The following is a 23,892-nucleotide window of genomic DNA, read 5'->3' on the forward strand; positions in this document are numbered from 1 at the left end:
GAAATACCAATCCAGAGCTAATCACCAGAACGTATAGTGTAACAGATGCGGCAGGAAACAGCATTAGTGTAACCCAAGAAATTAAGGTAAATGACACAACGAATCCAACGGCAAGCAATGTAGCAGCGGTTAATGTTGAGTGTTCAAGTGATGTACCAGCGGTAAATATTGCAGCTGTAACAGACGAGGCAGATAACTGTGGCGTTCCAACAGTTGCGCATGTAAGTGATGTAAGTGATGGAAATACCAATCCAGAGCTAATCACCAGAACGTATAGTGTAACAGATGCGGCAGGAAACAGCATTAGTGTAACCCAAGAAATTACGGTAAATGACACAACGAATCCAACGGCAAGCAATGTAGCAGCGGTTAATGTTGAGTGTTCAAGTGATGTACCAGCGGTAAATATTGCAGATGTAACAGACGAGGCAGATAACTGTGGTGTTCCAACAGTTGCGCACGTAAGTGATGTAAGTGATGGAAATACCAATCCAGAGCTAATCACCAGAACGTATAGTGTAACAGATGCGGCAGGAAACAGCATTAGTGTAACCCAAGAAATTACGGTAAATGACACAACGAATCCAACGGCAAGCAATGTAGCAGCGGTTAATGTTGAGTGTTCAAGTGATGTACCAGCGGTAAATATTGCAGCTGTAACAGACGAGGCAGATAACTGTGGTGTTCCAACAGTTGCGCACGTAAGTGATGTAAGTGATGGAAATACCAATCCAGAGCTAATCACCAGAACGTATAGTGTAACAGATGCGGCAGGAAACAGCATTAGTGTAACCCAAGAAATTACGGTAAATGACACAACGAATCCAACGGCAAGCAATGTAGCAGCGGTTAATGTTGAGTGTTCAAGTGATGTACCAGCGGTAAATATTGCAGATGTAACAGACGAGGCAGATAACTGTGGTGTTCCAACGGTTGCGCACGTAAGTGATGTAAGTGATGGAAATACCAATCCAGAGCTAATCACCAGAACGTATAGTGTAACAGATGCGGCAGGAAACAGCATTAGTGTAGCCCAAGAAATTACGGTAAATGACACAACGAATCCAACGGCAAGCAATGTAGCGGCAGTGAATGTTGAGTGTTCAAGTGATGTACCAGCGGTAAATATTGCAGCTGTAACAGACGAGGCAGATAACTGTGGTGTTCCAACAGTTGCGCACGTAAGTGATGTAAGTGATGGAAATACCAATCCAGAGCTAATCACCAGAACGTATAGTGTAACAGATGCGGCAGGAAACAGCATTAGTGTAGCCCAAGAAATTACGGTAAATGACACAACGAATCCAACGGCAAGCAATGTAGCAGCAGTGAATGTTGAGTGTTCAAGTGATGTACCAGCGGTAAATATTGCAGCTGTAACAGACGAGGCAGATAACTGTGGTGTTCCAACAGTTGCGCACGTAAGTGATGTAAGTGATGGAAATACCAATCCAGAGCTAATCACCAGAACGTATAGTGTAACAGATGCGGCAGGAAACAGCATTAGTGTAACCCAAGAAATTACGGTAAATGACACAACGAATCCAACGGCAAGCAATGTAGCAGCGGTTAATGTTGAGTGTTCAAGTGATGTACCAGCGGTAAATATTGCAGCTGTAACAGACGAGGCAGATAACTGTGGCGTTCCAACAGTTGCGCATGTAAGTGATGTAAGTGATGGAAATACCAATCCAGAGCTAATCACCAGAACGTATAGTGTAACAGATGCGGCAGGAAACAGCATTAGTGTAGCCCAAGAAATTACGGTAAATGACACAACGAATCCAACGGCAAGCAATGTAGCAGCGGTTAATGTTGAGTGTTCAAGTGATGTACCAGCGGTAAATATTGCAGATGTAACAGACGAGGCAGATAACTGTGGTGTTCCAACAGTTGCGCACGTAAGTGATGTAAGTGATGGAAATACCAATCCAGAGCTAATCACCAGAACGTATAGTGTAACAGATGCGGCAGGAAACAGCATTAGTGTAACCCAAGAAATTACGGTAAATGACACAACGAATCCAACGGCAAGCAATGTAGCAGCGGTTAATGTTGAGTGTTCAAGTGATGTACCAGCGGTAAATATTGCAGCTGTAACAGACGAGGCAGATAACTGTGGCGTTCCAACAGTTGCGCATGTAAGTGATGTAAGTGATGGAAATACCAATCCAGAGCTAATCACCAGAACGTATAGTGTAACAGATGCGGCAGGAAACAGCATTAGTGTAACCCAAGAAATTACGGTAAATGACACAACGAATCCAACGGCAAGCAATGTAGCAGCGGTTAATGTTGAGTGTTCAAGTGATGTACCAGCGGTAAATATTGCAGCTGTAACAGACGAGGCAGATAACTGTGGTGTTCCAACAGTTGCGCACGTAAGTGATGTAAGTGATGGAAATACCAATCCAGAGCTAATCACCAGAACGTATAGTGTAACAGATGCGGCAGGAAACAGCATTAGTGTAACCCAAGAAATTACGGTAAATGACACAACGAATCCAACGGCAAGCAATGTAGCAGCGGTTAATGTTGAGTGTTCAAGTGATGTACCAGCGGTAAATATTGCAGCTGTAACAGACGAGGCAGATAACTGTGGTGTTCCAACGGTTGCGCACGTAAGTGATGTAAGTGATGGAAATACCAATCCAGAGCTAATCACCAGAACGTATAGTGTAACAGATGCGGCAGGAAACAGCATTAGTGTAACCCAAGAAATTACGGTAAATGACACAACGAATCCAACGGCAAGCAATGTAGCGGCAGTGAATGTTGAGTGTTCAAGTGATGTACCAGCGGTAAATATTGCAGCTGTAACAGACGAGGCAGATAACTGTGGTGTTCCAACAGTTGCGCACGTAAGTGATGTAAGTGATGGAAATACCAATCCAGAGGTAATCACCAGAACGTATAGTGTAACAGATGCGGCAGGAAACAGCATTAGTGTAACCCAAGAAATTACGGTAAATGACACAACGAATCCAACGGCAAGCAATGTAGCGGCAGTGAATGTTGAGTGTTCAAGTGATGTACCAGCGGTAAATATTGCAGCTGTAACAGACGAGGCAGATAACTGTGGTGTTCCAACAGTTGCGCACGTAAGTGATGTAAGTGATGGAAATACCAATCCAGAGGTAATCACCAGAACGTATAGTGTAACAGATGCGGCAGGAAACAGCATTAGTGTAACCCAAGAAATTACGGTAAATGACACAACGAATCCAACGGCAAGCAATGTAGCAGCGGTTAATGTTGAGTGTTCAAGTGATGTACCAGCGGTAAATATTGCAGCTGTAACAGACGAGGCAGATAACTGTGGTGTTCCAACAGTTGCGCATGTAAGTGATGTAAGTGATGGAAATACCAATCCAGAGCTAATCACCAGAACGTATAGTGTAACAGATGCGGCAGGAAACAGCATTAGTGTAACCCAAGAAATTACGGTAAATGACACAACGAATCCAACGGCAAGCAATGTAGCAGCGGTTAATGTTGAGTGTTCAAGTGATGTACCAGCGGTAAATATTGCAGCTGTAACAGACGAGGCAGATAACTGTGGTGTTCCAACAGTTGCGCACGTAAGTGATGTAAGTGATGGAAATACCAATCCAGAGCTAATCACCAGAACGTATAGTGTAACAGATGCGGCAGGAAACAGCATTAGTGTAACCCAAGAAATTACGGTAAATGACACAACGAATCCAACGGCAAGCAATGTAGCAGCGGTTAATGTTGAGTGTTCAAGTGATGTACCAGCGGTAAATATTGCAGCTGTAACAGACGAGGCAGATAACTGTGGTGTTCCAACGGTTGCGCACGTAAGTGATGTAAGTGATGGAAATACCAATCCAGAGCTAATCACCAGAACGTATAGTGTAACAGATGCGGCAGGAAACAGCATTAGTGTAACCCAAGAAATTACGGTAAATGACACAACGAATCCAACGGCAAGCAATGTAGCGGCAGTGAATGTTGAGTGTTCAAGTGATGTACCAGCGGTAAATATTGCAGCTGTAACAGACGAGGCAGATAACTGTGGTGTTCCAACAGTTGCGCACGTAAGTGATGTAAGTGATGGAAATACCAATCCAGAGCTAATCACCAGAACGTATAGTGTAACAGATGCGGCAGGAAACAGCATTAGTGTAACCCAAGAAATTACGGTAAATGACACAACGAATCCAACGGCAAGCAATGTAGCGGCAGTGAATGTTGAGTGTTCAAGTGATGTACCAGCGGTAAATATTGCAGCTGTAACAGACGAGGCAGATAACTGTGGTGTTCCAACAGTTGCGCACGTAAGTGATGTAAGTGATGGAAATACCAATCCAGAGCTAATCACCAGAACGTATAGTGTAACAGATGCGGCAGGAAACAGCATTAGTGTAACCCAAGAAATTACGGTAAATGACACAACGAATCCAACGGCAAGCAATGTAGCGGCAGTGAATGTTGAGTGTTCAAGTGATGTACCAGCGGTAAATATTGCAGCTGTAACAGACGAGGCAGATAACTGTGGTGTTCCAACAGTTGCGCACGTAAGTGATGTAAGTGATGGAAATACCAATCCAGAGCTAATCACCAGAACGTATAGTGTAACAGATGCGGCAGGAAACAGCATTAGTGTAACCCAAGAAATTACGGTAAATGACACAACGAATCCAACGGCAAGCAATGTAGCAGCGGTTAATGTTGAGTGTTCAAGTGATGTACCAGCGGTAAATATTGCAGATGTAACAGACGAGGCAGATAACTGTGGTGTTCCAACAGTTGCGCACGTAAGTGATGTAAGTGATGGAAATACCAATCCAGAGCTAATCACCAGAACGTATAGTGTAACAGATGCGGCAGGAAACAGCATTAGTGTAACCCAAGAAATTACGGTAAATGACACAACGAATCCAACGGCAAGCAATGTAGCGGCAGTGAATGTTGAGTGTTCAAGTGATGTACCAGCGGTAAATATTGCAGCTGTAACAGACGAGGCAGATAACTGTGGTGTTCCAACAGTTGCGCACGTAAGTGATGTAAGTGATGGAAATACCAATCCAGAGCTAATCACCAGAACGTATAGTGTAACAGATGCGGCAGGAAACAGCATTAGTGTAACCCAAGAAATTACGGTAAATGACACAACGAATCCAACGGCAAGCAATGTAGCGGCAGTGAATGTTGAGTGTTCAAGTGATGTACCAGCGGTAAATATTGCAGATGTAACAGACGAGGCAGATAACTGTGGTGTTCCAACAGTTGCGCACGTAAGTGATGTAAGTGATGGAAATACCAATCCAGAGCTAATCACCAGAACGTATAGTGTAACAGATGCGGCAGGAAACAGCATTAGTGTAACCCAAGAAATTACGGTAAATGACACAACGAATCCAACGGCAAGCAATGTAGCAGCGGTTAATGTTGAGTGTTCAAGTGATGTACCAGCGGTAAATATTGCAGATGTAACAGACGAGGCAGATAACTGTGGTGTTCCAACAGTTGCGCACGTAAGTGATGTAAGTGATGGAAATACCAATCCAGAGCTAATCACCAGAACGTATAGTGTAACAGATGCGGCAGGAAACAGCATTAGTGTAACCCAAGAAATTACGGTAAATGACACAACGAATCCAACGGCAAGCAATGTAGCGGCAGTGAATGTTGAGTGTTCAAGTGATGTACCAGCGGTAAATATTGCAGATGTAACAGACGAGGCAGATAACTGTGGTGTTCCAACAGTTGCGCACGTAAGTGATGTAAGTGATGGAAATACCAATCCAGAGCTAATCACCAGAACGTATAGTGTAACAGATGCGGCAGGAAACAGCATTAGTGTAGCCCAAGAAATTACGGTAAATGACACAACGAATCCAACGGCAAGCAATGTAGCAGCGGTTAATGTTGAGTGTTCAAGTGATGTACCAGCGGTAAATATTGCAGCTGTAACAGACGAGGCAGATAACTGTGGTGTTCCAACAGTTGCGCACGTAAGTGATGTAAGTGATGGAAATACCAATCCAGAGCTAATCACCAGAACGTATAGTGTAACAGATGCGGCAGGAAACAGCATTAGTGTAACCCAAGAAATTACGGTAAATGACACAACGAATCCAACGGCAAGCAATGTAGCAGCGGTTAATGTTGAGTGTTCAAGTGATGTACCAGCGGTAAATATTGCAGCTGTAACAGACGAGGCAGATAACTGTGGCGTTCCAACAGTTGCGCATGTAAGTGATGTAAGTGATGGAAATACCAATCCAGAGCTAATCACCAGAACGTATAGTGTAACAGATGCGGCAGGAAACAGCATTAGTGTAGCCCAAGAAATTACGGTAAATGACACAACGAATCCAACGGCAAGCAATGTAGCGGCAGTGAATGTTGAGTGTTCAAGTGATGTACCAGCGGTAAATATTGCAGCTGTAACAGACGAGGCAGATAACTGTGGTGTTCCAACAGTTGCGCACGTAAGTGATGTAAGTGATGGAAATACCAATCCAGAGCTAATCACCAGAACGTATAGTGTAACAGATGCGGCAGGAAACAGCATTAGTGTAACCCAAGAAATTACGGTAAATGACACAACGAATCCAACGGCAAGCAATGTAGCAGCGGTTAATGTTGAGTGTTCAAGTGATGTACCAGCGGTAAATATTGCAGCTGTAACAGACGAGGCAGATAACTGTGGCGTTCCAACAGTTGCGCATGTAAGTGATGTAAGTGATGGAAATACCAATCCAGAGCTAATCACCAGAACGTATAGTGTAACAGATGCGGCAGGAAACAGCATTAGTGTAACCCAAGAAATTACGGTAAATGACACAACGAATCCAACGGCAAGCAATGTAGCAGCGGTTAATGTTGAGTGTTCAAGTGATGTACCAGCGGTAAATATTGCAGATGTAACAGACGAGGCAGATAACTGTGGTGTTCCAACAGTTGCGCACGTAAGTGATGTAAGTGATGGAAATACCAATCCAGAGCTAATCACCAGAACGTATAGTGTAACAGATGCGGCAGGAAACAGCATTAGTGTAACCCAAGAAATTACGGTAAATGACACAACGAATCCAACGGCAAGCAATGTAGCAGCGGTTAATGTTGAGTGTTCAAGTGATGTACCAGCGGTAAATATTGCAGATGTAACAGACGAGGCAGATAACTGTGGTGTTCCAACGGTTGCGCACGTAAGTGATGTAAGTGATGGAAATACCAATCCAGAGCTAATCACCAGAACGTATAGTGTAACAGATGCGGCAGGAAACAGCATTAGTGTAACCCAAGAAATTACGGTAAATGACACAACGAATCCAACGGCAAGCAATGTAGCGGCAGTGAATGTTGAGTGTTCAAGTGATGTACCAGCGGTAAATATTGCAGCTGTAACAGACGAGGCAGATAACTGTGGTGTTCCAACAGTTGCGCACGTAAGTGATGTAAGTGATGGAAATACCAATCCAGAGCTAATCACCAGAACGTATAGTGTAACAGATGCGGCAGGAAACAGCATTAGTGTAACCCAAGAAATTACGGTAAATGACACAACGAATCCAACGGCAAGCAATGTAGCGGCAGTGAATGTTGAGTGTTCAAGTGATGTACCAGCGGTAAATATTGCAGCTGTAACAGACGAGGCAGATAACTGTGGTGTTCCAACAGTTGCGCACGTAAGTGATGTAAGTGATGGAAATACCAATCCAGAGCTAATCACCAGAACGTATAGTGTAACAGATGCGGCAGGAAACAGCATTAGTGTAACCCAAGAAATTACGGTAAATGACACAACGAATCCAACGGCAAGCAATGTAGCAGCGGTTAATGTTGAGTGTTCAAGTGATGTACCAGCGGTAAATATTGCAGCTGTAACAGACGAGGCAGATAACTGTGGCGTTCCAACAGTTGCGCATGTAAGTGATGTAAGTGATGGAAATACCAATCCAGAGCTAATCACCAGAACGTATAGTGTAACAGATGCGGCAGGAAACAGCATTAGTGTAACCCAAGAAATTACGGTAAATGACACAACGAATCCAACGGCAAGCAATGTAGCGGCAGTGAATGTTGAGTGTTCAAGTGATGTACCAGCGGTAAATATTGCAGATGTAACAGACGAGGCAGATAACTGTGGTGTTCCAACAGTTGCGCACGTAAGTGATGTAAGTGATGGAAATACCAATCCAGAGCTAATCACCAGAACGTATAGTGTAACAGATGCGGCAGGAAACAGCATTAGTGTAACCCAAGAAATTATTTTGAATTGTTTAGACACCGACGGCGATGGAATTTCAGATGCAGATGACATCGATGATGATAATGATGGTATTCCAGACACAGCAGAAGGAAACGGAGATACCGACGGTGATGGAATTATTGATAGTTTGGATTTAGACAGTGATAATGACGGAATCTTAGATGTTGATGAAGGAGGAAATGGTGATCTAGATACAAATAATGACGGAGTTATCGATGCTAACGATGGTGTATCAGGAGAAGATACGAATGGCGATGGGCAAGCAGATGCATCAGTAGATGCAGATGAAGAACCAGATACAGACGGCGATGGTGTACCAGATTATAAAGATTTAGATAGTGATAATGACGGAATCAACGATGTTATCGAAGATGAGAATATCGATGCAAATAATGATGGAATCGCAGATGGAGTAGATGCTGATGGCGATGGAATTGTAGACAGTGCAGATGCAGACGATGCTAACTTTGGAGAAGGTAATGGAGGAGAACCAGATAATACAGACAGTGATGGCGATGGCGTACCAGACTATCAAGATTTAGATAGTGATGACGACGGCATTAACGATGTTGTAGAAGGCGGAAACGAAGACACAGACGGTAATGGTCAAGTAGACGGGCCGGATACAGATGGTGACGGAATCTTAGATGTTGCAGATGGTTTAGATGGGCATGGAGATGGAAATGATCCAGCAAATGATTCAGATCCAACAGATCCTATTAGTGGGGGAGATGGAGTAGCAACAGATAGTGGAGACGATACAGACGGAGACGGTATACCAGACAGTGAAGATGGATTAGTTGGTTTTGGAGATGCAATCGGAGGTGTTCTAGGAATTGATGATACTTGTATCGTAGTTTACAACTTACTTTCGCCTAATGATGATAATATTAATGATCAATTAATAATTGATTGTATTGAAAATTTTCCTAATAATAGTTTAGAAATATTTAATAGATGGGGGAATACTGTTTACAAAACTAAAGGGTATAATAATAAAAATAATGTATTTAAGGGGGTCTCTAATGGTAGAGCTAACCTTAATGTAAATAGTAAATTACCTGTTGGAACTTATTTTTATGTATTAGACTTAGGAGAAGGATTGCCAATAAGAAAAGGTTGGATTTATATTAATAGATAATAATTAGTATTTTTACTAAGAAATAATTAAAAATTCACATAAAATGAAGTTATTTTTAAGTATAACAATTATATGTATTTGGAGCTTGTGTATGATATCAAATATACAAGCGCAGCAAGATCCTCAATATACTCAGTATATGTATAACACTGCAAGTGTTAACCCTGCTTATGCCGGGTCTAGAGGCCATGGTGTTATAACAGCTATCGGAAGAACTCAGTGGGTTGGATTTGAAGGGGCACCTAACACTCAGAATATAAGTTATGATACACCTATTGGTTATTCTGGATTAGGTTTAGCAATTAATTTAATGAATGATGAAATTGGCCCGTCGAGTGAGGTTTATTTAGATGCAAATTTATCATATACTATTGAAACCGGAGAGGAAGGAAATTTAGCTTTTGGTTTACGTTTAGGAGGAAGATTTTTAAATATAGATTGGACTAAAGGACGAATAAATGAAAATGAAGAAATTTTAGAAGAGAATATTAATAAATTTTTACCAACTATTGGAGCAGGAATTTATTATTATGAGCCAGATTGGTATGTTGGTTTATCGGTGCCAAATATTTTAAGAAAAGAACATTATGATGCAGAAAACCCAGTAGGTGAAACAGCTGTAGAAAGAATGCACTTTTTCTTTATTGCTGGTTATGTATATGATATAAATGAAGATTTAAAATTAAAGCCAGCGGTTTTATTAAAAGCTGTTTCGGGAGCTCCTTTATCTTTAGATGTCTCAGCGAATTTATTATTTAGTGAAAAATTTAGAATTGGTTTAGGTTGGAGATGGAATGATTCTCTAAGTGCTCTTTTAGGTTTTCAAGTTTCAGAAAAATTATTAATAGGATACTCTTACGATTTAACCACTTCAAATTATAATATAACAAATTCAGGTACTCATGAATTAATGTTACGTTATGAATTATTAAAAAACACAAAGTATAGATCTCCTAGGTTCTTTTAAAAACTATATTATATGAATTTAAAAAAAGTATTACTATTATTAATAGTAATGATAGTAGTAAATATTTCAGCGCAAAGTAAAAAAGTAGCAGATCGTTACTTTGATGAATTTTCTTATGTGCAATCAGCAGAATTATATAAAGCTTTAGTAGAGAAAAAAGGAGATACCTCTAAACATATTTTAAGTCGCTTAGCAGCTTCATATTATAATAATTCAGAAACTGAACAAGCTGAAATATGGTATAAAAAATTGGTGTCAACATACAAAGAAGAATTAGAGGATAAAATTTTATTTAAGTACGCTCAAGTATTGCGTAGTAACGGAAAATATAACGAATCAGATTCAATATTTTTAATATTAGCATCTTCAGAAGTAAATAATAGGGAAAAGGAATTAAAAAGGAAAAATTATTTATTAGATTATTCAAATAAGAATATAAGAATAGGAGTAAGAAACTTAGCTATTAATACAGAGCTATCTGATTTTGGAGGTTTCTTATTAAACGGTAAAGCATATTACACTTCAGCAGTGCCAAAAGGAGGTAAAAAAGAACGTATTTATAAATGGAATAATCAACCTTTTTTAAATATATATAAGGCAAATGAAGAAATAAAATCCCTTGATGAAAACGAAAAAGATACCATTTTAACGTTATTAAATCCTCGTTTAATGGAGGTTCCAATCACTTCTGATTTTCATGAATCTAATCCTGTTTTTACTAAAGATGGTAAAACTATTTATTTTACTCGTAATAATGTAAATGGGAAAAAAGTAAGAAGAGATAAGAAAAACACATCGAATTTAAAAATATATACGGCCAATCTTGTAAACGGTTATTGGATAAACGTAAAAGAATTACCTTTTAATGGCGAAGAGTTTTCTGTTGGCCATCCGGCTTTGAGCAAAGATGAAAAAACATTATATTTTGTGTCAACTATGCCAGGGGGGTATGGAGCTACCGATATATATAAAGTTGCTGTTTTAGGAGAAAACAAATATGGTACCCCAATAAATTTAGGTAAAAATATAAATACTTCAGATAAAGAAATGTTTCCTTATATAGGAGATGACAATACATTGTATTTTTCATCAAACGGGCATTTGGGTCTAGGTCTTTTGGATATATTTCAATCAAAAATAGAAAAAGATTCTATATATTCAATAGCTAAAAATTTAGGATATCCATTTAACAGTAAAAGAGATGACTTTTCTTTTTATATAGATAAACAAGGTAAGAAAGGTTTTTTCTCATCCAATAGAGAAGGAGGTAAAGGAGATGATGATATTTATAGTTTTTATATGTATAGTGACCCTGCAATTTGTAAGGATTTTATAGGGGGAATAGTAACTGAAAACAGGAATAATACACCTATTCAAGGAGCATTAATAAAGTTAATTGACAGCCAAGGAAAGGTTATAAAAGAAACATTTTCAAATAGTGAAGGAAAATATGTTTTAAAAGATATTTTATGTGACAATACATATACGGTATTTGCTGAAAAATTAGATCATAGATCAGATGATAAAAATAAAATTACCATTATTAAAGGAAATAATAATAAGGTTGACTTAGAATTGATGCCTTTAATAATAGGAAATCAAATTGTTATTAACCCTATATATTTTGATTACGGTAAATCTATTATTAGAGAAGATGCTGAATATGAATTAGAGAATATAGTGAAAGTAATGACAAATCATCCTGAGTTAATCATTAAGATAGAATCACACACTGATAGTAGAGGAACTAAAGAATATAACAGAAAACTATCAGATAGAAGAGCTAAATCGACAAGAGAATATATTTTGTCTAGAGGTATTGAAGACCGAAGAATTATAAGTGCAATTGGTTATGGAGAAGACCAACTGTTAAATAAATGTAACGATAATAATAAATGTTTAGAAGAACAACATCAAATTAATAGACGTTCTTATTTTTACATAATTAAAGGTATCAAAAGATTAAATAAAAATAATTCTTAAAAACGAATAAAAAATATTTTTATAGGTTTTATACTTTGTTAAAACATGTAATTATTTTACTGATTATAAAATGATTAATGGAGGGGTTGTTGTACTTGTAATCTATTTTAAAATATTATATTATTCTCTCCAATTAGTGTTTTAAAAACAGAGTAATACCTTCTATTTTAAATGTCGATTGTATTTTTGATGTAACATGCTCTATAATTGCATTGATAAGTTACCTATACATCACATTTTTTAATTTCTTATAAGTTCCTTGGTATTGCTAATGAATATATAAATATTTATGTATTCATTTATCATTTAATAATTAAAAAGACATTATTTCTCTTGGTATAAATGGACTCGATATGTTTCATTTTATATCTATTTGGAACTCTTTTAGAGTTTATAGATCCAAACTGCATAGTTTGTAATTGTTTAAAATAAATAGAGAAATACAATAGGAATATTAAGCTTAAACTTTAAAAGTTAAGTTTTATTTTATGGATATTATTTTTTCAATTGATTATAGTTCTGGTACTTTACATATTCACTTTTTTTTATTGACTTATTAAACTATTTATTAGTTAAGTTTATAAATAGTGAAAGCTTAAAAAATTTTAATTAAAAGAACATGATTAGTATTAAGAAATTATTCGCTAATAAAAAACCACTGCAATAATTATTGCAGTGGTTTTTTATATTAATTATATATGATTTCCTGTAAAGTTTATTCAGGAGCCTCTTCTAAAGTAAAGTTGATAGGGATTATATATTCAACATTAGTAGCTTTACCATTTTCTTCTCCAGGTATAAAAGTAGATAGTTTAGAAACCATTCTTTTAGCCTCTTGTTCTAATAATTCTCCTCCTTTAGGACCTCTCATTTTAATGTTACTTACTTTACCATCTTTACCTATTATAAAACCAACCCAAACTTTACCTTCAATTCCTTGTGCAGCCGCAGCAGCAGGGTAATTAAAATTCCTTTGAATATGACTAATCATTCTTTCATTAAAACAATTAATTTTTTGTGTATCTGCAACTTTTAAACACGCATTAAATTGAGGTATACTTTGAACTTTATCAAATTTAACAAAGTCAGTAATTACCTTTTCTTTAGTAACTTTAACGACTTGTTTTTTAATAACTCTTTTAACAACTGTTTTCTTTACAGCTCTAGGATTAGGATGTTTAAAGTAAATAGGTATACCATATTTAACCTTTACGGTTTTTCCGTTATGTTTACCAGGTATAAATGCAGGAAGTTTGTTTACAATTCTACTAGCTTCTTTTTCTAGAGATTCACCACCTTGTGGACCTCTCATTTGAATAGCAGCAACATTACCTTGTTCATTAATAGTGAATTGAACTAAAACTCTACCTTGAATACCAGCATCAAATGCATCTTGCGGGTATTTAAAGTTTTTCATTATATGTTTTGACATTTGAGTTTCAAAACATTTAGGCTGTTTCATTAAAGGCACATTATTACATTTAGAGAATAAAGGAATTTCTTCAACAAGGTTAAATGGAATTCTTTCTATAGTTTCAGAATTATCTTCTAATTCAAGTTTACCAACTAATAAAGTATTTTTTTTAATATTAGCAACTTTTTGAGAAGCACTAGTTCCTCCGATAGCAGAAACAGCTTCATTTTTTTTACGAACAACACGTCGCCTTGTAGAAACTTGAATAGAGAGTTGCTTCTTTTCACCATCTTTTGTTTCTTCAATAGCACATTTAGTAATACTGTTAGGGTCAGCTATAGATTCGTCTGCAGTATCACATACTTCTTGTTGGGCAACAGCCGCTAAAGAAAAAAGCATAGCTGTTACTAGTAGGGTAAATTTCTTCATAATCGCACTCTATTTAAGGGGTTAACAAAATACGTTAACGTGTTTGAATTGTAAAAGTATGTAAAATATAGCACATAATAAAAAAATAGAGCAAATTTAACGTTTATTTAAAGTGCTAGTAATTATGCTTTTACTTATTTTAATTGCAAAATTATTGCATTTGATTAATAATTGAAGTTCTTAAGAATGAGAAAAGATTATTATAAAAATGTATTATATTAATTTTATTTTTTAGGAGTTTTAAAAGTAATAGGTAATGCATATTTTACATTAACAAAGTTATTATTGTGTTTTCCTGGAATAAAATCGGGCAGTTTTTTTATTAATCGAACAGCCTCTTCTTCTAAAAGTTCACCACCCTTAGGTCCTCTTTTTTTAACGTTTACAACTTTACCATATTTATTAATAGTGAATTGTACCATAACTCTACCTTCAATATTTTTAGCTATAGCACTTTTTGGATAGTTAAAATGCTGAACAACATGTTTAATCATTTGTTTTTCAAAACACTTAGTCTGTTGAACTAAAGGAGTGTTTTTACATTTTGAAAATAAAGGTATTTGCTCTACTAAATGAAAAGGTATTCTTTTTAAGGAAGAAACAGCATCTGTTTTAATATTTAATTTTTCAACTAAAATAGTGTTCTTCTTTATTTTTTTAATCTTATTATTAGCTTCTATAGAGATGTTGTTTTTTGATATACGAACATGTTTTCTAACAGAAACTTGTTTGTCGTCAGATTCTAAAGCGTTTTTAACATCATCTATAGAGCATTTTGTAATACTTATAGTGTTAAGATCTTCTATTGTTTCGTTTGGGGTTTCACATTTCTCTTGTGAAATAGCCACAGCAGAAATAAATAAAGCTATAACTATATTGAGGGGGGATTTCATAGTTGTGTAATTAAGGGGTTATCTACAAGCTACTAAAATAGTAATATTTAGTTGGTTTAACAATTTTGAATACATTAAGATAATGTTAACTTAATGTTAAGTGATTGTTTTTTAGTTGTTTGTGATTTAGTCAATAATATATTATCATATCAATTTTATAATGAAGGTTTACTTTAAAAAAAAAAGCCTTCTATTTATGAATAGAAGGCTTTTAAATATTTTAATAAACACAAAACAAATTATTTCACGTGCATTAACTCTACATCAAAAATTAAAGTAGCATCTGGTGGAATTACGCCTCCTGCACCTGCTGAGCCATACGCTAAGTTTGATGGAATAACAAATCTCGCTTTGTCTCCAACTTTTAATAATTGAATACCTTCATCCCAGCCAGCAATAACTTGTCCCATACCGATAGCAAAATCGATTGGTTGCTTACGCTTATAAGAAGAATCAAATACAGTACCGTCTAATAACTGCCCTTTATAATGTACAGATACATTTGCGCCTTTAGTAGCTTGTTTTCCGTCTCCGTTTTGTAATATTTTGTAACGTAATCCAGACGAAGTTTCGTTATAACCTTTAGCAACAGAATCTAATAATTCTTTTTGCTTTGCTAATTCTTCAACCTCACGTTTTTCACGAGATCCTTCAAAAGACCTAAAAGCTTCAATAGCGTTAAATTTTTCAGCAGTTTCACCTACACGAATAATTTCAACATCCATCGTGTCGTTTTGCTGAATAGCATCAACAACATCTTGTCCTTCTACAACGTTTCCAAAAACAGTATGATTACCATCTAAATGAGGCGTTGCTACGTGTGTAATGAAAAACTGAGAACCGTTTGTTCCAGGTCCTGCATTTGCCATAGATAATTTACCAGGAGCATCGTGCTTTAAATCAGGATGAAATTCATCGTCAAATTTATAACCAGGGTTTCCTGTTCCAGTACCTTGTGGACAACCACCTTGTACCATGAAATCAGAAATCACACGGTGAAACTTTAAGCCATTGTAATATGGAGTTCCTTGTGGTTTAGCTTCGTTTTCTAAATTTCCTTCTGCTAAAGCAACAAAGTTACCTACAGTTCCAGGAGTTTTCTCGTATTCTAAATTCACTAAAATATCGCCTTTTGGCGTTGTGAACTTTGCGTAAATTCCGTTATTCATTCTACTATTATTTACTAATTAAACTTTAATTTATTTGGGCGCTCGAGCGGGCTTTCCGTTATATCTTTCATTCTTCATAAAAGGATGTCACTTCAATCCCTAGCGCAAGCATACTATATAATTACTTTTTTACGGATAAGGTGGCTAAGTTAAAACTTAAACCAATATTCATATTCGTCGATTTTACATTTCCGAAAGGCGAATAATATTTTCCAGCTGAAGCTAAAATAGCAACACTGTTTGTAATGTCGTAGCTTACACCTAGTGTTGGACGAACGATAATCCCTTCATCAGTATCTACACCTGCGCCGCCACCTGCGCCTGTCATAAATTCAATAAAACCACGCGCTTTATTATTAAAAAATTGAGGAGAATAAATTCCTCCACCAACTAATCCGTGAGCATAACCACCCGAACGACCATCATAGGCAAAACTCGCTTCACCAGCAATGTAAAGCCATTTGTTAAGGTCGAAATTCACTTTTAAACCAATCAATTGTAAATCGATTGTTGTAGCATCAAAAATATCATCTGTTTTTGCAACATCAAAATACGATTGGTTTTGAATTTCAACGCGCAAACCTTGTGTGTAAAAATAACTGAATTTTTTCTTTTCAGAAGTTGTTCCACCATTTAAGCCGAAGTATTTGAATCCAAAACCAACGGTATATGCCTCTAAATCACCTGCAATAGCGCGATAATAACCTCCGTGACCACTTAATGCTAATTTGTTAGAGAGTTTTAAATCGATTCCTGCAGATGGATAAATCATCAATCCACCTTCAGGAGCCACACGACCACCAGCAGCACCAATTGCTAATTTTGTAAAAATATTAATGTATTTCGATTGATATGGATGGTACCCTGCTCCAAAAAACAAATCCATAAATCCTGCACGTAGTCCTTTGTATATGGCATCTGTATGCGCGAATAAAAAGGTGTTTTCTGATAGGTATTTCTGATATTCAAATCCGATTACATATAATGACTCATCTAAAACGTCTCCATTGTCTTTTTTGGAATTTCCGATTGGTTTAAAGAAATCGAAACGTACTTGTTGTGCGTTTTTCACCACAGGCTTGCTCCAAAAATTATCCGAAGAAAGATTCATTGAAGCAAATTTTTGATGTGCTTTATCATAATCCGTAAAACGTAATACACTCGGAATTTCAACAAAAACCGAAACCGAATTACTTTTTATTTCACCTGAATAAAAATTTAGATGACTGTATTGTACCCCGAAAGAATAGTTGTTCTTTTTATATTGTAAACCAATATTCGGATTTATAAATCCGCCATCGTTTACCAAATTTCGGTATCCGCCACCACCACCAAAATGGAAGTTGGCATCCACATAAATATTTTTATATAGTTGTTTATTTACACCTATCTCTGCTCCTAAGGTAAATAAGCCGCCTTGGTCGCCAGTAATCGCAAAATGAAAACCCGCACCACCATACAACCAATCATTAATTGGTATTTGATAATGTAAACCCGCCAATCCCATAGTTGGTTTTAAATTTGGGAACTTATCAGTAGGCATTTGAACAGGAATAAAATTCAAACGTACTTTAGTGTGTAGTTCTTTTCCCTTTAAAGTTGATAGGTTTTCCTGACTATACAATGTGAAGAATAAAAGACAAAAGATAAAAGATAAAAAAACGTTATTACGAACATAGTGAAGTAATCTATTACTAACTAAGAAGATAGCTTCGTTCCTCGCAATGACATTGTAATTTTTATTATTCATGTTAAATAAATGCTTAAAACCAATTATTACCTATTCAAATTCACTTGTTAAGTGTAGTTTAACGGTTGGATATTTACTTTGTGTCATTTGTAATGTAAAAGAAGAATCTGCTAAGAATACCAATTTACCTTGTTTATCTTTTGCTAAATAACGCTGCTTAACACGTTTAAACTCTTTAAATTCGTCGTTTTTTTCGTCTTCAGCTTGTACCCAACATGCTTTGTGTACAGAAATATTTTCATACGTACACTTTGCACCATATTCATGCTCTAAACGGTACTGAATAACTTCGTATTGTAACGCACCAACAGTACCCACAATTTTACGTCCGTTCATATCCATTGTAAATAACTGTGCAACACCTTCATCCATTAATTGATCTAAACCTTTGTAGAGTTGTTTAGACTTCATAGGGTCGGCATTGTTTACATAACGGAAATGCTCTGGAGAAAAACTCGGAATTCCTTTAAAGTTTAATTCTTCTCCTTCGGTTAATGTGTCACCAATTTTAAAGTTACCGGTGTCATGTACACCAACAATATCACCAGGAAAAGATTCGTCTACAATTTGTTTCTTCTCTGCAAAAAATGCATTCGGACTCGAGAATTTCATTTTCTTACCGTTACGAACGTGTAAATACGGAGAATTTCTTTTAAATATTCCTGAAACAATTTTTATAAAAGCAAGCCTGTCTCTGTGTTTAGGATCCATGTTGGCATGAATTTTAAAAACGAATCCAGTTAATTTTTCTTCTTTAGAATCAACTAAACGCTCTTCAGCTTTTTTAGGTTGTGGTTGTGGTGCTATTTCAATAAAAGCATCTAATAATTCTTTTACTCCAAAATTATTTAAAGCCGAACCAAAGAAAACAGGTTGTAAATCACCCGCTAAATATTCTTGCTGATTAAACTCAGGATATACTTCGTATACTAATTCCGACTCTTCTCGTAAGGTTTCTGCAGCAGCTTTTCCTATAATTTCATCTAACTTAGGGTTTGAAAGATCATCAAACTGAACACCATCAGAAATTTTTGTTTTATTATCCCCCGAAAAAAGATTTAATTTCTTTTCCCAAATATTATAAATTCCTTTAAAATCATACCCCATTCCGATAGGGAAACTCATAGGAGTAACACGTAAACCTAGTTTTTGCTCAACTTCATCTAATAAATCGAAAGCATCTTTACCTTCTCTATCTAATTTATTTATAAATACAAGCATCGGTATTTTACGCATTCTACAAACTTCAACCAATTTTTCGGTTTGAGGCTCTACACCTTTGGCAACATCAATTACTACAATAACACTATCTACTGCAGTTAAAGTTCTAAAAGTATCTTCCGCAAAATCTTTGTGACCCGGGGTATCTAAAATGTTTATCTTTTTGTCTTTATAGATAAAAGCCAGTACCGAAGTAGCAACTGAAATTCCACGCTGACGCTCAATTTCCATAAAATCGGAAGTAGCTCCCTTCTTTATTTTATTGTTCTTAACAGCACCAGCCTCCTGAATTGCTCCACCAAATAATAATAACTTTTCAGTTAAAGTAGTTTTACCTGCATCGGGGTGTGATATAATTCCGAATGTACGTCGTTTTTGTATTTCTTTTAAAAAACTCATCTATAAATTTTAAGGCTGCAAAGATACGGTTTAATGCTTAACTGTTCAAAGGTTTAATTGTTGAACTGATATCATTTTTGTAAGTTTGTTTTTCGTAAATTAAATAGATGAAAGAACAAGTAATATTAGTAGACGAGCAAGACAATCAAATAGGGTTGATGGAGAAAATTGAAGCTCATGAAAAAGCATTATTACACAGGGCATTTTCGGTTTTTGTTTTTAACGAAAAAAAGGAATTGATGTTGCAACAACGTGCAGCAGAAAAATACCATTCCCCGTTATTATGGACAAATACTTGCTGTTCGCATCAAAGAGAAGGGGAAACAAATTTAGCGGCAGGAAAACGCCGTCTTCAGGAAGAAATGGGGTTTGTTTGTGAGTTAAAAGAAGTGTTTTCTTTTATTTACAAAGCGCCTTTTGATAACGGGTTAACAGAACATGAATTAGATCATGTAATGGTAGGAGACTTTAATGAGCAGCCAAACATCAATAAAGAAGAAGTGGAGTCTTATAAATGGATGACTTTAGAAGCTGTGAAAAAGGATATTGAAAGTAAACCAGAAATATATACAGCTTGGTTTAAAATTATATTTAAAAAATCTTACGATACCTTAAAAAATGCCTAGAGTAACCGTACATAGAAAAGCACATTTTAATGCAGCTCATAGATTGTTTAATCCGAAATGGTCTGATGAAAAAAACTTGGAGGTTTTCGGAAAATGTAGCAATCCAAATTACCATGGCCATAATTACGAGTTAATTGTTTCTTTAACAGGCGAAATAGATAAAGATACGGGCTATGTATATGATTTAGGTAAATTAAGTGAGTTGATTAAAAAGGAAGTAGAAGATGATTTTGATCACAAAAATTTGAATATAGAAGTAGAAGAGTTTAAAAACATGATTCCTACAGCCGAAAATATATCGGTAGTAATATTTAACAAATTACGTGTAAGTATTCCTGAAAAATTAGCCTTAGAAATAACGTTATACGAAACCCCAAGAAACTTTGTAACCTATAGCGGTAACTAATTATGATAAGTCAATTATTACGATTTGAACCTATTTTAAAATCTAAAATTTGGGGAGGAGAAAAACTACATACTGTACTCAATAAAAGAACAGATAGAAAAGATATTGGAGAGAGTTGGGAGATTTCTGATGTAGAAAACGATGTTTCTATTGTTAGTAATGGGAGCCTAAAAGGACGAAGTTTAAATGAGTTGATAAGAGAGTTTAAACAAGATGTTTTAGGAGATAAAGTGTATCGAATATTTCAAGATAAATTCCCATTACTTATTAAATTTATAGATGCTAAGAAAAAATTAAGTTTACAAGTGCACCCAAATGATATTTTAGCGCAAAAAAGGCATAACTCTTTGGGTAAAACTGAGATGTGGTATGTTGTGAATGCAGATAAAAAAGCAAAAATTATAGTGGGTTTCTCTGAAGAGTCTGATAAAAATTCTTTTGTAAAAACGATAGCATCAGGTAATGAAACAGCATTGCTAAATGTAGATTTTGTAAAAAAAGGGGATACTTTTTTAGTGCCTGCAGGAAGAATACATGCAATAGGTAAAGGTGTTTTGTTAGCTGAAATTCAAGAAACATCTGACGTTACGTATCGTATTTCTGACTGGAACAGAAAAGATGCAAAGGGTGAACAGCGAGATTTACACTTAGATTTAGCATTAGATGCTATAGATTATTCAGCCAAATCAAATTATAAAGCAGAGTATCTTAAGAAAAAAAATAAACCTTCAAATATTGTAGATTGCAAGTATTTTACAACAAATTTTTTGCATTTAACAAAAAAATATACCATAAATCACGAAGATAAAGACAGCTTTGTAATTTATATGTGTGTGGAAGGAACTGCTATTTTCGTATATGAAGAACAGCAAGAAAGGTTACAAATAGGAGAGACTATTTTAGTGCCTGCTTGTATTAAAAAAGTAAATATTTTAGCTAAAAACACAAAGCTCTTAGAGGTTTATATAAAATAAAACAGACTCAAAATTTACATTGAGTCTGTAACTAATCTCAAATTTAGGAGCCATTCAAAAAGTTGTAACCAAATACAGCTTTACAGATAATACTGCCATCTTTTGCTGCTTTTTTAGATACTGTAATGTGTAAAATAATTTCGGTGACACTCAGTTTTTTAATATAATTATGAATAATAAGTTTATCGTTTAAATAAGCGTTTTCTAGAATGTCAAACTCTATGCTTTTAAAACTTATACTAGAGGAGTGCTGATGAAGGTTAAGAGATGAAGTTACGTTAGATTCGATTTTATGGTATAAAATTGAATTTTTCAGTGTTTTGTTTTTGTTAACTTGTTTTTTGTTAACAGTAAATTGAAAAGAGTTGTCTTTGTGTAGGTTATAAGTATTCATGATGTAGCGGATTTATTGGTGGGAAATTCGGTTTTCTAAAAAAAATGTTTTTTACTGAACACATTATGCTGGTTAAATACATGCTAATTCGTTTGCTGTTTTTTGCTGTTTTCATGATGATTAAAGTTTAAATATTAGTAAATAAAAAAAGGTGCTTTTTATAAAAAAGCACCTTTTGTAGTTTGTATTAAATATCGGTTTTTAAAACCGTTGTTTAAAGCTGTTCTTTAAAGTACTTTTCTTAATAGACACATATTGTTTGCGCATACACATTTTACACATAATCATGCCGATTGTGTTTGAAATAAATATATATGTGTTTAAAAGTACTTTCATAAGAATCAAATGTAGCAAAAGTTTTTGCAACACAACGCCAAAGAGAAAATATTAATGTTAAATAATTAATAAGCTGGTGTAAGTAAAAGATAAAAGTTGTTTAAATATGTATCTTTGATTTGTGTAAATAAAGATGTTATAATGATTTTAAGTGGCATGATGCACTTGGCTATTTAAAGTAGTTAATATAAAATTTTTAAAGATATAAATATAGCAAATGAATAATATTAAGGTAATTGCTTTTGATGCTGATGATACTTTGTGGGTAAACGAAACCTACTTTAGAGATGCAGAAAATGAGTTTGCAAAGTTGTTATCTGGTTATGAAACAGAAAACAAGATTCATCAAGAGTTGTATAAAAAAGAAATCGACAATCTTAAAATCTATGGTTACGGTATAAAAGGTTTTGTACTGTCGATGTTAGAATGTGCGTTGGAATTATCAAATTATAAAATCAATCAAAAAACGATAGATAGAATTCTAGAGATTGGTAAAGAAATGCTCGAACAGCCAATTGACTTATTAGAAGGAGTAGAAGAGGTGTTGCAAAAAATACAAGGAAAGTATAAATTAATAGTAGCTACTAAAGGTGATTTATTAGATCAGGAACGTAAGCTTGAAAAATCAGGAATTTTAAAATATTTTCATCACACAGAGGTGATGAGTGATAAAAAAGAAACAGATTATTTAAGGTTGATAAAACATTTAGATATTAACCCTTCTGAGTTATTAATGATTGGTAATTCATTAAAATCTGATGTTTTACCATTAGTAGCACTAGGCGCTTCAGCGGTACATATTCCTTTTCATACGACTTGGGCGCATGAAGAGGTAAGAGATGAACAAAAATCTGATTGTTACAAAACAGTTTCTAAAATTACAGAAGTATTAACTTTTTTATAGATGAAATATTTAGATATTGAAAACTGGAATAGAAAGCAACATTTTAGTCATTTTAGAACTTTAGCTGACCCAACTTTTGGAATTGTAGCAGATGTTGATGTTTCTAAATGTTATGAATCAGCAAAACAAAAAAAACAATCTTTTTTTATACGTTATTTGCACGCATGTATGAAGGCTATAAATGCCGTTGAAAATTTTAAATATAGAATAGAAGAAGATAAAATAGCTATTTATGAGCATATAAATGCATCAGCAACCATAGCAAGACCCAATCATACTTTCGGATTTTCATACATAGATTTCTCAGTTGATTTTGAGGTGTTTAATATAAATTTCCAAAAAGAAAAAGAGCGTATTATCAACTCAGTCGATTTGTTTCCTCCAAGGTATTCTCTAGGCTGTATACATTGTTCGGCTTTACCATGGGTTTCTTTTACAGGTCATAAAGAACCAAGTTCGGGTAACAAAAATGATAGTGTTCCGCAAGTTGCTTTTGGTAAAATAAAGTTAGATAATAATAAAAAAATGATGCCTGTAGCAGTGAATGTAAATCATGCTTTAGTTGATGGATATCATGTTGGACAATTTTTTGATAAATTTCAGGCTGAATTAGATAAAATCGACTAATTTTGCAAAAAAAT

The 23,892-nt window shown here is 35.3% G+C and carries 14 protein-coding genes (1 of these 14 only partly in view); 8 read left to right on the top strand and 6 right to left on the bottom strand.

Annotation, left to right across the window (positions count from 1 at the left end; all coding sequences use genetic code 11):
- The 3 genes in view from ACQ629_RS12625 to ACQ629_RS12635 are tightly spaced (at most 43 nt apart) and all read left to right on the top strand, a layout consistent with a single transcriptional unit that may run on beyond the window.
- Positions 1–9,386: the end of a T9SS type B sorting domain-containing protein gene (locus ACQ629_RS12625; RefSeq protein ID WP_483705496.1), read on the top strand. 20,110 nt of this gene lie to the left of the window's left edge; only the last 9,386 of its 29,496 coding nucleotides appear in the window; its start codon lies beyond the left edge, outside the window; the stop codon is at positions 9,384–9,386.
- Positions 9,387–9,429: 43 nt separating this feature from the next.
- On the top strand, positions 9,430–10,353 hold the full coding sequence (locus tag ACQ629_RS12630) for a PorP/SprF family type IX secretion system membrane protein (RefSeq protein WP_483705499.1): 924 nt from the start codon (positions 9,430–9,432) through the stop codon (positions 10,351–10,353).
- Positions 10,354–10,365: 12 nt separating this feature from the next.
- Complete coding sequence (locus tag ACQ629_RS12635) at positions 10,366–12,336, top strand: OmpA family protein (RefSeq protein WP_483705501.1); 1,971 nt, start codon at positions 10,366–10,368, stop codon at positions 12,334–12,336.
- Positions 12,337–13,051: 715 nt separating this feature from the next.
- On the opposite strand, the gene ACQ629_RS12640 is transcribed toward ACQ629_RS12635, so the two are convergent.
- The 5 genes from ACQ629_RS12640 to ACQ629_RS12660 all read right to left on the bottom strand — a co-directional run bounded on the left by ACQ629_RS12640 (position 13,052) and on the right by ACQ629_RS12660 (position 19,611).
- The gene (locus ACQ629_RS12640; RefSeq protein WP_483705503.1) at positions 13,052–14,179 is read right to left on the bottom strand and encodes an energy transducer TonB; all 1,128 of its coding nucleotides are present in this window, start codon (positions 14,177–14,179) and stop codon (positions 13,052–13,054) included.
- Positions 14,180–14,403: 224 nt separating this feature from the next.
- Positions 14,404–15,072 (bottom strand): energy transducer TonB, encoded by a 669-nt coding sequence (locus tag ACQ629_RS12645; protein ID WP_483705505.1) that lies wholly within the window; start codon positions 15,070–15,072, stop codon positions 14,404–14,406.
- A gap of 239 nt (positions 15,073–15,311) precedes the next feature.
- A complete protein-coding gene (locus ACQ629_RS12650) occupies positions 15,312–16,241 on the bottom strand; it encodes a peptidylprolyl isomerase (protein WP_483705507.1) in 930 nt (309 codons plus the stop codon).
- A 121-nt stretch (positions 16,242–16,362) separates the two neighbouring features.
- Positions 16,363–17,805, bottom strand: coding sequence for a hypothetical protein (locus ACQ629_RS12655; RefSeq protein ID WP_483705509.1), 1,443 nt, complete (start codon positions 17,803–17,805; stop codon positions 16,363–16,365).
- Between the two features lie 216 nt (positions 17,806–18,021).
- Complete coding sequence (locus tag ACQ629_RS12660) at positions 18,022–19,611, bottom strand: peptide chain release factor 3 (RefSeq protein WP_483705511.1); 1,590 nt, start codon at positions 19,609–19,611, stop codon at positions 18,022–18,024.
- 107 nt (positions 19,612–19,718) lie between these two features.
- Here ACQ629_RS12660 and idi point away from each other — a divergent pair, with 107 nt between their 5' ends.
- The 3 genes from idi to ACQ629_RS12675 are packed head-to-tail and all read left to right on the top strand — an operon-like array spanning position 19,719 to position 21,617.
- Positions 19,719–20,237: an isopentenyl-diphosphate Delta-isomerase gene (idi, locus tag ACQ629_RS12665; protein WP_483705513.1), complete on the top strand. Its 519-nt coding sequence runs from the start codon at positions 19,719–19,721 to the stop codon at positions 20,235–20,237.
- Positions 20,230–20,643 (top strand): 6-pyruvoyl trahydropterin synthase family protein, encoded by a 414-nt coding sequence (locus tag ACQ629_RS12670; RefSeq protein WP_483705515.1) that lies wholly within the window; start codon positions 20,230–20,232, stop codon positions 20,641–20,643. Before idi ends, ACQ629_RS12670 begins: the two co-directional genes overlap by 8 nt.
- A gap of 2 nt (positions 20,644–20,645) precedes the next feature.
- Positions 20,646–21,617, top strand: coding sequence for a type I phosphomannose isomerase catalytic subunit (locus ACQ629_RS12675; protein WP_483705517.1), 972 nt, complete (start codon positions 20,646–20,648; stop codon positions 21,615–21,617).
- A 43-nt stretch (positions 21,618–21,660) separates the two neighbouring features.
- Here ACQ629_RS12675 and ACQ629_RS12680 read toward each other — a convergent pair whose 3' ends face one another.
- Complete coding sequence (locus ACQ629_RS12680) at positions 21,661–22,011, bottom strand: hypothetical protein (RefSeq protein WP_483705519.1); 351 nt, start codon at positions 22,009–22,011, stop codon at positions 21,661–21,663.
- A gap of 553 nt (positions 22,012–22,564) precedes the next feature.
- Between ACQ629_RS12680 and ACQ629_RS12685 the strand changes: the two genes are divergently transcribed.
- Both ACQ629_RS12685 and ACQ629_RS12690 read left to right on the top strand, forming a co-directional pair.
- Positions 22,565–23,251 carry an HAD family hydrolase gene (locus ACQ629_RS12685; RefSeq protein WP_483705521.1) on the top strand — a complete coding sequence of 229 codons (687 nt, stop codon included), beginning with the start codon at positions 22,565–22,567 and terminating at the stop codon, positions 23,249–23,251.
- Positions 23,252–23,878 (top strand): CatA-like O-acetyltransferase, encoded by a 627-nt coding sequence (locus ACQ629_RS12690; protein WP_483705523.1) that lies wholly within the window; start codon positions 23,252–23,254, stop codon positions 23,876–23,878.
- Positions 23,879–23,892 lie beyond the last annotated feature (14 nt).

This window comes from Tenacibaculum sp. SM2510, from assembly GCF_057002845.1.